Origin of the sequence: Micromonospora craterilacus (genome assembly GCF_003236315.1) — a bacterium.
GTDB classification, from domain to species: domain Bacteria; phylum Actinomycetota; class Actinomycetes; order Mycobacteriales; family Micromonosporaceae; genus Micromonospora; species Micromonospora craterilacus.
The window spans coordinates 1-12322 of the sequence record NZ_POTY01000220.1; the positions used below are offsets into that span (position 1 = coordinate 1).

The following is a 12322-nucleotide window of genomic DNA, read 5'->3' on the forward strand; positions in this document are numbered from 1 at the left end:
GTCCGCCACTCTCCGACCGTACCCCCGACCCACCCTTCCCGCGCCGCTGCCTGCGCCGCGCCTGTGTCATGCCCGTGCCGCGCCCGTGCCGCGCCCGCGCCCGTGCCGCGCCACACCGCCGGGCAGCTGCTCGGCGCGCTCCGCACCCATGCACGTGCCCGTGCCGATATCGGCGCCGCGCGCATGCCTCATCGCGTCCCTGCCTGCGCCGCCCCGAAGCCCGGAAACGGGGCGAAGCGCCGAGGCGGCGCGGCAGGGGAGCGGCGTGCGGCTTAGAAGATCTCCATGGCGGACGGGGCGCGGTGCCAGGTGAAGGCGGGTCCGGCGGCGGCGAGAGCACCGGGGCGCAGCTCGCGCACCCGGCCGGCGTCGGCCAGCGCGGTCAGCCCGGCGCCGCCGAGGAACAGCTCGCCCAGGCAGCGTACGTCGCAGGCCAGGTCGGCCGGGCCGGTCGCCGGGGTGCAGTGGGCCGTCTTCGACCCGCCTTGCAGCCGCCACCGGCCGGTGTTCTCCGGCAGCAGGTCGTCGGTCACCTCGATGACCACGTCGACGTCGGTGGCGTAGCGCCGGGCGGCGAGCGCGGCCGGTACGTCCACCACCCGTACCCACAGCGCGTCGACCAGCCGGGCAGCGAGCCGGCGCGGCTCGTTGACCAGCCGCAGCAGTGGCTCGTCCACGGCCGCCCGCAGGAAGGACAGCTGTCGGGTCAGGTCGATCGACAGCAGCATCCGCCAGATCGCCCGGTACGCCGCGTCGCTGGTCGCCACCACCTCGTCGACACTGGTCAACCCCTTCGGGCCAGCGCCGTCCCACTCACCCTTGGTGCGGAACAGGCCGTACCCGTCGACGCCGTCGGGACCCTCGTGCAGCACCACCCGCCGCTCGGTGGCGCCGCCGCGCTGCGACTCCGGGTCACCCAGCACGTACCGCCACCACCGATCGTCGCGGGCGGACCAGCCGGGGCGGTTCGCGCGCGCCTGCTCGTACACCCGGGCCAGATCGGGCTGGCGGTCGGCCGGCCGGCCCAGGCGCAGCCGGCCCTCGTCGGGCGTCGGGGCCGGCAGCCGCAGCTCGATGGTCTCGCCGGTGACCTGGAGCCGCTGCGAGGCCATCCCGTAGCCGAAGCGGGGGTAGATCCGCCCCTCACTGGCCCAGAGCACCGCGACCGGCTCCCGACGGGCGTCGTGGATCTCGCGTAGCTGCCGGCGCATCATCGCGGTGAGCAGGCCCTGACGGCGGTGGGTGGGCGCGACGCCGACCAGGGTGACGTGCGCGGCGGGCACCGCACCGCCGGGCACGCCAAGCTCCCGGGTGTACGCCGCGGCGCTGGCCACCAGCTCCGTTCCGTCGCGTACCAGCAGGGCGCGTTCCGGTTCGAAGATCGCGCGTTCGATCTCGTGGCTCTCCGGGTCGACGGCGTGGTGGAACAGCTGTCCGAGTGTCCGGTTGATCTCGTCCCAGTCCTCGGCGCGGGCGGTCTGGATGGGCAAAGGTGAGGTCGTCACCGGTTTTGTCTAGCCGATCGACGCGGCTGCGGCGAGCGATTTGCCGGCTGGCTACCCTCGAAGTCTCCAGCGGCGATCGGTGTCGCCGCCGGCCCAGGGGGAGGGGATGACATGGCCGACCAGAAGCAGCCGTGGGCGGAGCGGACCGTCGAGGTGCCGCCGCAGCCCGGTGCCGGGATACCGCCACAGCGCGACCCGTACCGGCGCGGCGTGGCCTCGGTCGGTTCCCGGGCGCCGCGTACCGAGCCGTTCCCGGCCGTCGAGCACGAGCCGACCGGCACCGGCTGGCCGGGCGGCCCGGCACCGCGCCGGCCGCTGAGCTGGCACGTGGCGCAGCTGAAGCGCGGCGGGGAGTCGAGCGCCGCCGGTGCGTTGTTCGCCTTCGTGTGCTGGGGAATCTGGGCGATATCCGGCGGCGGTGACCTCGCCGGGCCGTTTGTGATCTTCGTACTGAGTCTGCTGGTGGCGGCTGGGCTCTTCGCGCTGACCCGGCTGCTGGGGCGGGTGGTGCTGGAACGGCAGCTGGGCCGGGTGCGGCGCACTGCCCGGGGTGCCCACCTGGTCACCGCGGTCTTTCTGACCGGCCTGGGCATCGCCTACCTGCAGCAGACCCAGTGGGTCGTGGACGCCTGGAACTGGCTGACCACCTGAGCCACCCGCACCACAGCCCGCTGCCGGGCGGGCCGGCCTGAGGCCGACCCGCCCGGCCGGGCCGGTCGCGGCACCGCGACCGGGAGGTCGTCACTCCACCAGGACGGGGCCGCATACCCCGCCGCTGCCGGTTCATCCGTGGCCGCCACCGGATCGGTAGGTCACGCAGCGGTACGGCCTAGGCTTGGACGGATGACGCGCAGGCTGGTGGCTCGGCTCCACAATCCCGGTGGACACTCCTGTGGGTGCCCGCCGTCGTGCTGGTGCCAGCATACGTAGCTGGGCGCCCTGGTCCGCTGGTACGTCCCCGGCCGCTTCCACCGGGCAGATCGCCCATGATCGAGATCCTGTACTTCGACGGCTGCCCGAACCACGAGGGACTGGACGAGCACCTGCGCGCGCTGCTGACGGCGGCCGGCGTAAACGCGCCGATCACGTCGCGTCGGATCGAGTCAGAGCTGCAAGCCGAGCAGGAACGCTTCCTGGGCTCACCCACCATCCGGGTCAACGGCGTCGACGTCGACCCGTCCGCCTCCGGCCGCAGTGCCTACGGCCTGACCTGCCGCGTCTACGCCACCGCCGACGGGCTACGGGGCACGCCACCCGACAGCTGGATCCTCGACGCGTTACGCCAGCACGCCTGAACCGCTCGGTCGCTCCGCAGCAGAATTGGGTAGGTCGGGAATCCGTCGCGAACAGCTACCGCGGTTCGATCGGGCACGCGAGGGGGTGGCAGGCGCCGCGTACGGTCGACGGGGTGCTGTTCGAGCCGGTGGCTGCGGAGTTGTCGTTCGGGAACGCCGGGAACGATCTGGTCGGGGATTTCGTCCGACCGCCCTGGCCGGGTCCGTACCCGGCGGTGGTCTTCGTCGAAGGCTCTGGTCCGGGAGGACGCAACCAGGGGTCGTGGCAGACGAGGCTTGCCGCGGCCGGCTTCGCGAGTCTCGCCTACGACAAGCCCGGCTCTGGAGCCTCCACGGGGGATTGGACCCGTCAGACGATGGCTGACCGCGCCGAGGAGACCGTGGCTGCGGTCCAGGCGGTGAGAAGCCGCGAGGACGTCCTATCCGATGCGATCGCGCTGGTCGGCGGCAGCCAGGGAGGCTGGGTGGCGCACCTGGCGGCATCAGCGGACGCCAGGATAGCGGCGGTGGTGACGGTGTCAGGTCCGGGCGTGAGCGTGCGAGCCCAAGAGGAGTACCGGCTCCGCCGCCAACTCGCGGCGGAGGGCTTCAGCAGCGCGGACATCCAGCAGGCGGTGGCACTGCAACGCGACCAGGTCCAGCGGGTTCAGTCAGGCGACGACCCGGCGCGAGTGCACGCCGCGCAGACACGCTGGCATGCCGCCCCCTGGTATCCGCTACTCGCCGGAACGACGCCGCAGTCCATCGCCTTCATCGCCGGCATCGCGGACTACGATCCGGCCTCGGCACTGGCAGCCTTGAGATGCCCACTGCTGGCCATCTTCGGCGCCGACGATCTGCTGGTGCCGGTGGCGGCGAGCGTGCGCGCCATCAGCAGCACCCTGAAAGATGCACGCCACGCGGATCACGCGATCGTGGTCTTTCCCCACGCCGACCACAACATCCGCGTCTACACGGGCACGGGCGCCGCGCGGGTAAGCCAGGGTCACTACACCCCTGCCGAGCGGGCTCCCGGCTTCGACGAACTCATCGTCACCTGGCTACAGCGCCGCCTGCCGCTGGAACCTGGTCTCCTTGTCGGGCAGTCGTAGAGCTCGGTGCGGCTCGTGCCCGTTGGACGCCACGGTTACTGGCCCGTGGATGGCCCGCGTCGGTCCGAGCGGGTTACCTGCCCATCGGATAACTTGCCCTGTGCCCGTCATCGATCTGAGCGTGCCGGCCCGCCCCCCGCAGCGCCGCAGGACGACAAACCCGTGGCTCGTGGCGGCGCTGGCCGTCTTGGGGCTCGGGTGCCTCAGCGGGGAGCCGGTGAACCCGCCGCAACTTGCCCCTGAGGCGCGGTGCGAGTCATGGCAGGAATCCATCGCGGGTGAGGTGGGTCCGGCCACCGCTTCGGTAGAAGGTGCCCCACCAGGGGCGCCCGCGAAAGTGCGCGTAGTGGCCGTTGTGGATGGTCAAACCGGATGTGTCGTTTCGGTGCACCGGTGGAGTGAACCGAAGTTGGAGTTCCAGTCCGGGGATCACCTGGTCGCCATCGTCGAGATGGACGGCGAACGCGAACGGGGGCGCTGGACGGTGCGGGCGTTCGGCGAGCCGCTGGGCGGGGAACTCGTGGAATGGGACGGCGACGACCTGGACGCCGGGCTGTCGCGGGTGATGGCCGAGCTTCGGGAGCCGGCTCCGGGACTGCTCGACTGAGCTACGGCCTGGGGTTGGAAGAAGGTCGTGGATGGCTGTACAACCACGATCGGGGATATCGCCTCTGACCTGGGCCGGAGTGTGGTGGAGCGGGCGACGGGAATCGAACCCGCACCGTCAGTTTGGAAGCGTTCGGAACTGTTCCGGACACCTACATGCCTGGCGGTCAGAGCGCGAATGCTGATGGAATCAACCGCAATCGCAACAACCCATCGACAGGTACGGCTATCTCGGCTGTGCGTCATTGTCGGATGGCGGCGGAAAACACCGGCCGGCATCCGCCGCAAGAGCTGAGAACCGCCAGTCGTTCAATTCGGGGAAATCAGCAGAGAAGGAGAAAGCGCATGTCCTGGAATCCCAGCCGATTCCTCGTGCCATTCGCGCTCACGGTGGCGCTGCTCAGCGGCTTTGTGACCGGCGTCGCTCCCGCGCAGGCGGCCGAGCGGAGCGCCGCCTCGGCCGCCCCGGTGACCGCTTTCGCGGAGACCCCGCAGCAGAAGGCCGCCAGGCTCGCCAAGCCCTGTCTGAAGAGCAAGGTCACCCGCAGCGAGATCGTCTGTATCGCCAAGAGCCAGCGGGGCATGAAGGAATGGGGCAACAACTGCAACCCCTACGGCTGGTGCGACCAGTGGTGCGGCATGTTCGCCCAGTGGGTGATGAAGAAGGCGGGCGGCAAGTACCCGAGCGGGTACGCCTTGGCGGGCAACTGGCGCAAGTGGAAGAAGGTCACGACCCCCAAGCCGGGTGACGTCGCCGTCAAGTCCGACGGCCAGCACGTCGAGATCGTCGTCTCGGTCACCAAGAAGAACGGCAAGAGGATCATCGGCAGCATCGGCGGTAACTCCGGCGACAAGGTGACCTACCACTCGAACAACAGCTACGCCCGCTGGACCTACCACCTGAACCCGGCGGTGTGAGCATCCTTCCTCAGCGCCACTGAGCCGCGGAGGGCGACGCTACGTACAGCACGAGCCGTAGGTCCCGGTGATCGGCTCGACAAGAGGTGAGGTTCCGGTGCCCGCTCGGGTACCGGAACCTCACCGTCGTTGTCAGGACCCGGCTGATCACCGCGCGAGTGAGGTCGCGGTGGCTGGTGCCGCATCAGGCGGGACCGCGCGATCTTGCTCGGCGGCATGCCGGCGCCGGCCCGTCTGGTGTGGCGCGTGCTGGGTCCGCCGCTATGTAAGGACCAGCGGGCCGGTCCGCGTCGAGGACCTGCGTCAACTCGCTCTGTAGATGCTCGAGCAGGGAGAACGTGGAGCGGGCGACGGGAATCGAACCCGCACCGTCAGTTTGGAAGACTGAAGCTCTGCCATTGAGCTACGCCCGCGTACGCCCCGACACCCGGGACGCGCCCGACAGCCTACCCAATGCCCGCGGCGCCCGCGCGGCCGTATCCCGGCGCCACGCCGTCCATGATCCAGACAGGTGCCGAGTGGGTGGCAATGTCGCCTGGGTATCCGGTTTCTCCCCGTTCGGCGCGTTGGGTGACGCCCCGGCACATCGTTGTCGGGCCGACGGCATAGACTGCTCGTCGCCACGGGGTGTGGCGCAGCTTGGTAGCGCACTCGCTTTGGGAGCGAGGGGCCGTGGGTTCAAATCCCGCCACCCCGACTGCCGCAACGTGGGAACGGCGGCCCCCGGAACGGCCGGCGCGCGGGACAGCCCGCGGCGAGGCCCCCGGGCGCTGCCGGCCGGCCGGGCCGGCTCGCCTACACTCGATGGGCTGAAAGAGCGCCCAGACACAACCGAGATCCGTCAAGGAGTACGCCTGTGAAGAGCACCGTCGAGACTCTGAGCCCGACGCGCGTGCGGCTCGCCATCGAGGTGCCGTTCGTCGAGCTCGAGCCGAGCCTCAAGAAGGCGTACCGGGAGATCGGCCAGCAGATCCAGATTCCCGGCTTCCGTAAGGGCAAGGTGCCGCCGGCGATCATCGACCAGCGGGTGGGCCGGGGCACCGTGCTCAACGAGGCGGTGCAGGAGGCCATCCCGCAGAACATCCTCTCCGCGGTCCGTGAGCACGACCTGAAGACCCTGGGCCGTCCCGAGGTCGAGATCACCGAGTTCAACGATGGCGACTCGCTCAACTTCACCGCCGAGGTCGATGTCCGGCCGGAGATCACCGTGCCCGACCTGACCTCCATCGAGGTCACGGTCGACGAGCTGCAGGTCGACGACAGCGAGATCGACGAGCAGGTGACGAACCTGCGCGAGCGGTTCGCCACCCTCAAGACCGTCGAGCGGGCTGCCGCCGAGGGCGACTACGTGCAGATCGACCTGCGGGCGACCGTCGACGGCGAGGAGGTGCCGGGCGGCTCGGCCAGCAACATCTCGCACGAGGTGGGCAGCAAGCAGCTCCTGCCGGGCCTGGACGAGGCCGTGGTCGGCCTCTCCGCCGGAGAGGACACCACCTTCACCACCCAGCTCGTCGGTGGTGACTTCGCCGGCCGGGACGCCGACGTCGTGGTGACCGTGCGCACGGTCAAGGAGAAGGAGCTGCCCGAGCTGGACGACGACTTCGCCCAGATGGCCAGCGAGTTCGACACCATCGAGGAGCTGCGTAACGACCTGCGTGAGCGGGTCTCCCGGGGCAAGCGGGTCGAGCAGATCTACGCCGCCCGGGACAAGGCCCTCGAGCAGCTGGTCGAGGCCGCCGAGGTGCCGGCGCCGGAGGGCGTGGTCAGCGACGAGGTGGAGAGCCGCAAGCAGGCGATGGTCGACCAGCTGGAGCGGATCGGCGCCTCGCTGGAGGACTACCTCGCCGCCGAGGAGAAGACCGAGGAGCAGATCGACGCCGAGCTGACCGAGGCCGCCACCCAGGGCGTCAAGGTCCAGCTGCTGCTCGACACCCTCGCCGACGCCGAGGACGTGCAGGTCTCCGACGACGAGTTCGGCCACGAGATCGTGCACCGCGCCCAGCGCGCCGGCATGGCCCCCCAGCAGTACTACGACCAGTTGGTCCGGTCCGGCGCGGCCGGCGCGGTCTTTGGCGACGTCCGGCGGGGCAAGGCGCTGGCCGCGGTCATGGAGCGCATCACGATCAAGGACTCGGCCGGCAACGAGGTCAGCCTTGACGCCCTCCGCGAGGCGGGCGAGCAGGAGCACGCGCACGAGCACTGATCGCCGGGTGGGGCCACCGTCCGCCGGTCGCGGTGGGTGGTGGCCCGATCCCTTTCTGGGTACGCCTTGCGGGCTGCGCTGAGAGCGAACAGTGCCCCGACCGGGACTATGCCCCGGGGCCCAGCGGTTAGTGTCGGACAGGACGGTACGGAGAGCGAAGGGCTGCCATGACCGACATGCACATCCCAGCGAAGTCGTTTCGGGCGATCGATGCCCGTGGCGGCGACAGCATTGGCAACCTCGATGACTCGGTCTACAACCGGTTGCTCAAGGAGCGGATCGTCTTCCTGGGCAGCGAGGTGACCGACCAGGTCGCAAACCGCATCTGCGCGCAGCTGCTGCTGCTCGCGGCGGAGGACCCGGAGCGCGACATCAACCTCTGGATCAACTCGCCCGGTGGCTCGGTCTACTCCGGCATGGCGATCTACGACACCATGCAGTTCATCGACAATGACGTGTCGACAGTGGCGATGGGCATGGCCGCCTCAATGGGTCAGCTGCTGCTCTGCGCGGGCACCAAGGGGAAGCGTTACGCCCTGCCGCACGCCCGGATCATGATGCACCAGCCGTCTGGCGGCATGGGCGGCACCGCCGCCGACATCGCGATCCAGGCCGAGCAGATGCTCTACACCAAGCGGATGTTCCAGGATCGGGTCGCGTTCCACACCGGCCGGACGGCGGCGGAGATCGAGGCGGACTCGGACCGCGACCGCTGGTTCACCGCCCAGGAGGCGATGGACTACGGCTTCATCGACAAGGTGATCACCGGAGCCGCCCAGGTTCCGGAAGGCGCCGGGACCCTGAGCTGACCGAGGAGCTGACGATGACTGACCTGAGCCTGCCGCCCCAGTTCGCGGCCGTGCACAACCGCTACGTCCTGCCGTCGTTCGTCGAGCGCACGTCGTACGGGGTCAAGGAGTCCAACCCGTACAACAAGCTCTTCGAGGACCGGATCATCTTCCTCGGCGTCCAGGTGGACGATGCGTCGGCCAACGACGTGATGGCCCAGCTGCTCACCCTGGAGGGGACGGACCCCGACCGGGACATCATCATGTACATCAACTCGCCCGGCGGCTCGTTCACCGCCATGACGGCGATCTACGACACCATGCAGTACGTCCGGCCAGACATCCAGACCGTCTGCCTCGGTCAGGCGGCCTCCGCCGCGGCGGTGCTGCTGTCCGCGGGCACCCCGGGCAAGCGGATGGCGCTGCCGAACTCGCGGATCATCATCCACCAGCCGGCCACCGAGGGCGGCTACGGGCAGGGCTCGGACATCGAGATCCAGGCCCGGGAGATCCTGCGGATGCGTACGCAGCTGGAGGAGATGCTCTCCCGGCACTGCAACCAGCCGGTCGAGAAGGTCCGCAGGGACATCGACCGGGACAAGATCATGACGGCCGAGGAGTCCCGCGAGTACGGGCTGGTCGACACGATCCTCAGCAGCCGCAAGAAGGGCCTGCTGGCCGCGAACGCCGCCAGCTGACCAGGTCGGGTCAGAGGTCGGCCGGGCACGTCGCCCGCCGACCTCTGACACACCCGTTTTGGGGGTCGGAGAAAGCCCCGACAGCGGGTAACGTCGGGTCCGTACCGCTTCGTCGGGCGACCGGCGGGGTGACAAGAGACGGGCGGAGCACAGCGTCCGCAGGTCGTGGCCGGTCTTCGGCCGATGAGTGCAGGGAGAACGTAGGTGGCACGGATCGGTGACGGCGGCGACCTACTCAAGTGCTCCTTCTGTGGCAAGTCGCAGAAGCAGGTCAAGAAGCTCATCGCGGGCCCCGGGGTCTACATCTGCGACGAATGCATCGATCTCTGCAACGAGATCATCGAAGAGGAGTTGGCCGAGTCCGGCGAGGTGAAGTGGGAAGAGCTTCCCAAGCCGATGGAGATCTGCCAGTTCCTCGACACCTACGTGGTGGGGCAGGAGCAGGCCAAGAAGGCGCTCGCGGTAGCGGTCTACAACCACTACAAGCGGATCCAGGCCGAGGCCGCCAACGCCCCGGGCTCCGGTAACGACGGCGTCGAGTTGGCCAAGTCGAACATCCTGCTGCTCGGTCCGACCGGGTGCGGCAAGACCCACCTGGCGCAGACCCTCGCGCGGATGCTCAACGTGCCGTTCGCCATCGCCGACGCCACCGCCCTGACCGAGGCCGGCTACGTCGGCGAGGACGTGGAGAACATCCTCCTCAAGCTGATCCAGGCCGCCGACTACGACATCAAGCGGGCCGAGACCGGCATCATCTACATCGACGAGGTCGACAAGATCGCCCGCAAGTCGGAGAATCCGTCGATCACCCGGGACGTCTCCGGCGAGGGCGTCCAGCAGGCGCTGCTGAAGATGCTCGAAGGCACCGTGGCGAACGTGCCACCACAGGGCGGTCGCAAGCACCCGCACCAGGAGTTCATCCAGATCGACACCACCAACGTGCTGTTCATCTGCGGTGGTGCCTTCGCCGGCCTGGATCAGATCATCGAGGCGCGTACGGGGCACGGCGGCACCGGCTTCGGCGCCCGGCTCCGCGCCGTCTCCGAGCGCTCCACCGACGACATCTTCAGCCAGGTGATGCCGGAGGACATGCTCAAGTTCGGGCTGATCCCGGAGTTCATCGGCCGCCTTCCGGTGATTACTAGCGTCCGCAGCCTCGACCGTTCGGCCCTGGTGCGGATCCTCACCGAGCCCCGCAACGCGCTGGTCCGGCAGTACCAGCGCCTGTTCGAGCTGGACGGCGTCGAGCTGGAGTTCGAGCGGCCGGCGCTGGAGGCGATCGCCGACCAGGCGATGCTGCGCGGCACCGGTGCCCGCGGCCTGCGCGCCATCATGGAAGAGGTCCTGCTCTCCGTGATGTACGAGGTGCCCAGCAACCCCGACGCCGCCCGGGTGCTGATCACCCGCGAGGTGGTGCTGGAAAACGTGAACCCGACGATCGTCCCGCGCGAGTTCACCGGGCGCCGGGCCCGGCGCGAGCGCGAGGAGAAGTCCGCCTGATCCGGCCGGCGGTGCGGGCGCGCACTGCGCCCGGCCGCCGTTCGCCCGTACGCTGGCAGTCATGCGTGTCGCCGTCTGCCAGCTGAACTCCCGCGACGACCGGAAGGCGAACCTGGCCGCCGCGGAGGCCCTGATCGACCGCGCGGCCGAGGCCGGTGCGGACCTGGTGCTTCTTCCCGAGTACGTCGACTATCTGGGGCCGGGCGCCGGGATGCCCGCACCGGAGCCGGTCGACGGCGAGGTCGGGCAGTTCTTCGCCGACGCCGCCCGCCGGCGGGGCGTCTGGCTGATCGCCGGGTCCTTCCACGAGGCCGGCCCCGACCGCGACCGCACCTGGAACACCACCCTGGTCTTCGACCGCACCGGCGCGCTCGCCGCCAGCTATCGCAAGATCCATCTGTACGACGTGGAGATCCCCGGCCGGGTCTCGTACCGGGAGTCGGCGACGGTGGCCCCCGGTGACCAGCCGGTGGTGGTGGATGTCGAGGGCGTCCGGGTGGGTCTGTCGATCTGCTACGACCTGCGTTTCCCCGAGTTGTACCGGCGGCTCGCGACCGATGGCGGCGCCCACCTGTTGGTGGTCCCGGCGGCGTTCATGATGCACACCGGGCGCGACCACTGGGAGGTGCTGCTGCGCGCCCGCGCGATCGAGAACCAGTGCTTCGTCGCGGCGGCCGGCCAGACCGGTGACCACGAACCCGGTCGCACCTGTTACGGCCGCAGCATGGTGGTCGACCCGTGGGGGACGCTGCTGTCCCAGGTGCCCGACGGCCCGGGGTTCGCGGTCGCCGACCTGGACCTGGACCGCCTGGAGCGGATCCGCGGAGAGCTGCCGAGTCTGGCCAACCGACGGCTCTGACCACCGCTATCCCTGCAGCAGTACGCCCACCAGCGCGAACCCGGCGATGGCGGCGGCGGTGACCAGTAACGCCGTGCTCATTCGGGAGGGGCCGCGCCGTGCCAGCCGCCCGATCGAGATCACGACGGCGAAGAGCACGAACGCTCCGATGATCAGCTGCCAGAACGGCGCCAGCAGGCCGAGTAGCGCGTCCTCGGCGAGGACCGGGCTGGCGGGCCGGGACACGTCATCCATGCCAGACACTCTGGCACGCTTGCGCCGTTCGCGGTCGCCGGCGCGAGGACCGGCGCTTTCGGCAGTCCCGCATTGGGGGTAGCCGGGGCGAGATCGAGGACATCGACGGTCCATGATTTGCCTTCTTCGGGGCGTCCGCGTAACTTTCTCTCTGCACGGGGGAGGCCGGGGCAAACCGGCCGAGAACGGGCGCCAGGCTCGCGACGACGAAGTCGAGCGCGAGGCTGAGACCGGGTGGTGCGTGAGTCTCCATGAGATGGAGTTGCGAACGCGAAGCCGACCGGGTAAGGTTCTGGAGCCGGCAGGAGCCGGGCGGGTCACCGCGAGGTGATCGGCCGGTCTGCGGCTCTCCACGACAGAAGCGACCGCCGAGAGGCGTGCGCCAACGTGGGCCCGAACGAACTTCGAAAGTTGCCCGATAGCTCGGGTTGACCTCGAAGAGCAGATCGGATAGTTTGGAGCGGTTGCCCCAGACACGGTTCCAGTAAATGGAGCTGGCGGATGGTGTGTGGTTGTTCTTTGAGAACTCAACAGGGTGCTTGATAAGCCAGTGCCAAATTGATTATTACCCCGGACTGGTTGGATCTTCGGGTCTGGCTGGTTGGGATTCCTTTGGCAACACTTT

12 protein-coding genes and 2 tRNA genes are annotated in these 12322 nt (G+C 69.4%); 11 read left to right on the forward strand and 3 right to left on the reverse strand.

Features of this window, described 5'->3' with window-relative positions; all coding sequences use genetic code 11:
* Positions 1-272 precede the first annotated feature (272 nt).
* Entirely contained in the window at positions 273-1505 is a 1233-nt protein-coding gene (locus tag C1I95_RS26555) for a GNAT family N-acetyltransferase (protein WP_111217790.1), read from the reverse strand.
* Between the two features lie 111 nt (positions 1506-1616).
* On the opposite strand from C1I95_RS26555, the gene C1I95_RS26560 reads away from it, so the two are divergent.
* The 5 genes from C1I95_RS26560 (at position 1617) to C1I95_RS26580 (ending at position 5415) form a co-directional block, all read left to right on the forward strand.
* On the forward strand, positions 1617-2156 hold the full coding sequence (locus C1I95_RS26560) for a hypothetical protein (RefSeq protein WP_111217791.1): 540 nt from the start codon (positions 1617-1619) through the stop codon (positions 2154-2156).
* Positions 2157-2491: 335 nt separating this feature from the next.
* Positions 2492-2800, forward strand: a complete 309-nt coding sequence (locus C1I95_RS26565) for a DF family (seleno)protein (RefSeq protein ID WP_111217793.1) — start codon at positions 2492-2494, stop codon at positions 2798-2800.
* 113 nt (positions 2801-2913) lie between these two features.
* Positions 2914-3891 (forward strand): alpha/beta hydrolase family protein, encoded by a 978-nt coding sequence (locus C1I95_RS26570; RefSeq protein ID WP_158566477.1) that lies wholly within the window; start codon positions 2914-2916, stop codon positions 3889-3891.
* Positions 3892-4300: 409 nt separating this feature from the next.
* Positions 4301-4498 carry a hypothetical protein gene (locus C1I95_RS26575; protein ID WP_146605854.1) on the forward strand — a complete coding sequence of 66 codons (198 nt, stop codon included), beginning with the start codon at positions 4301-4303 and terminating at the stop codon, positions 4496-4498.
* Between the two features lie 344 nt (positions 4499-4842).
* Entirely contained in the window at positions 4843-5415 is a 573-nt protein-coding gene (locus tag C1I95_RS26580; RefSeq protein ID WP_158566478.1) for a CHAP domain-containing protein, read from the forward strand.
* A gap of 339 nt (positions 5416-5754) precedes the next feature.
* Here the strand turns inward: C1I95_RS26580 and C1I95_RS26585 are convergent.
* Positions 5755-5828, reverse strand: a tRNA-Gly gene (locus tag C1I95_RS26585).
* A 210-nt stretch (positions 5829-6038) separates the two neighbouring features.
* Between C1I95_RS26585 and C1I95_RS26590 the strand changes: the two genes are divergently transcribed.
* From C1I95_RS26590 to C1I95_RS26615, 6 genes are all read left to right on the forward strand, one after another.
* Positions 6039-6112: transfer RNA gene (locus C1I95_RS26590), tRNA-Pro, on the forward strand.
* A 159-nt stretch (positions 6113-6271) separates the two neighbouring features.
* Positions 6272-7618, forward strand: coding sequence for a trigger factor (gene tig / locus C1I95_RS26595; RefSeq protein ID WP_111217799.1), 1347 nt, complete (start codon positions 6272-6274; stop codon positions 7616-7618).
* A gap of 167 nt (positions 7619-7785) precedes the next feature.
* A complete protein-coding gene (locus tag C1I95_RS26600) occupies positions 7786-8427 on the forward strand; it encodes an ATP-dependent Clp protease proteolytic subunit (protein WP_111217801.1) in 642 nt (213 codons plus the stop codon).
* 14 nt (positions 8428-8441) lie between these two features.
* Positions 8442-9104 carry an ATP-dependent Clp protease proteolytic subunit gene (locus C1I95_RS26605; RefSeq protein WP_111217803.1) on the forward strand — a complete coding sequence of 221 codons (663 nt, stop codon included), beginning with the start codon at positions 8442-8444 and terminating at the stop codon, positions 9102-9104.
* Between the two features lie 204 nt (positions 9105-9308).
* Positions 9309-10604, forward strand: coding sequence for an ATP-dependent Clp protease ATP-binding subunit ClpX (clpX, locus tag C1I95_RS26610; RefSeq protein ID WP_111217805.1), 1296 nt, complete (start codon positions 9309-9311; stop codon positions 10602-10604).
* 61 nt (positions 10605-10665) lie between these two features.
* Positions 10666-11463, forward strand: a complete 798-nt coding sequence (locus C1I95_RS26615) for a carbon-nitrogen hydrolase family protein (protein ID WP_111217807.1) — start codon at positions 10666-10668, stop codon at positions 11461-11463.
* Between the two features lie 6 nt (positions 11464-11469).
* Here C1I95_RS26615 and C1I95_RS26620 read toward each other — a convergent pair whose 3' ends face one another.
* On the reverse strand, positions 11470-11697 hold the full coding sequence (locus tag C1I95_RS26620) for a hypothetical protein (RefSeq protein WP_111217808.1): 228 nt from the start codon (positions 11695-11697) through the stop codon (positions 11470-11472).
* Between the last annotated feature and the right edge of the window lie 625 nt (positions 11698-12322).

Bases quoted from the DNA above. Each gene is read 5' to 3' on its own strand.
- C1I95_RS26600 (WP_111217801.1), top strand. From the start codon at position 7,786: ATGACCGACATGCACATCCCAGCGAAGTCGTTTCGGGCGATCGATGCC.
- C1I95_RS26605 (WP_111217803.1), top strand. From the start codon at position 8,442: ATGACTGACCTGAGCCTGCCGCCCCAGTTCGCGGCCGTGCACAACCGC.
- C1I95_RS26620 (WP_111217808.1), bottom strand. From the start codon at position 11,697: ATGGATGACGTGTCCCGGCCCGCCAGCCCGGTCCTCGCCGAGGACGCG.
- C1I95_RS26565 (WP_111217793.1), top strand. From the start codon at position 2,492: ATGATCGAGATCCTGTACTTCGACGGCTGCCCGAACCACGAGGGACTG.
- C1I95_RS26560 (WP_111217791.1), top strand. From the start codon at position 1,617: ATGGCCGACCAGAAGCAGCCGTGGGCGGAGCGGACCGTCGAGGTGCCG.
- C1I95_RS26615 (WP_111217807.1), top strand. From the start codon at position 10,666: ATGCGTGTCGCCGTCTGCCAGCTGAACTCCCGCGACGACCGGAAGGCG.
- C1I95_RS26580 (WP_158566478.1), top strand. From the start codon at position 4,843: ATGTCCTGGAATCCCAGCCGATTCCTCGTGCCATTCGCGCTCACGGTG.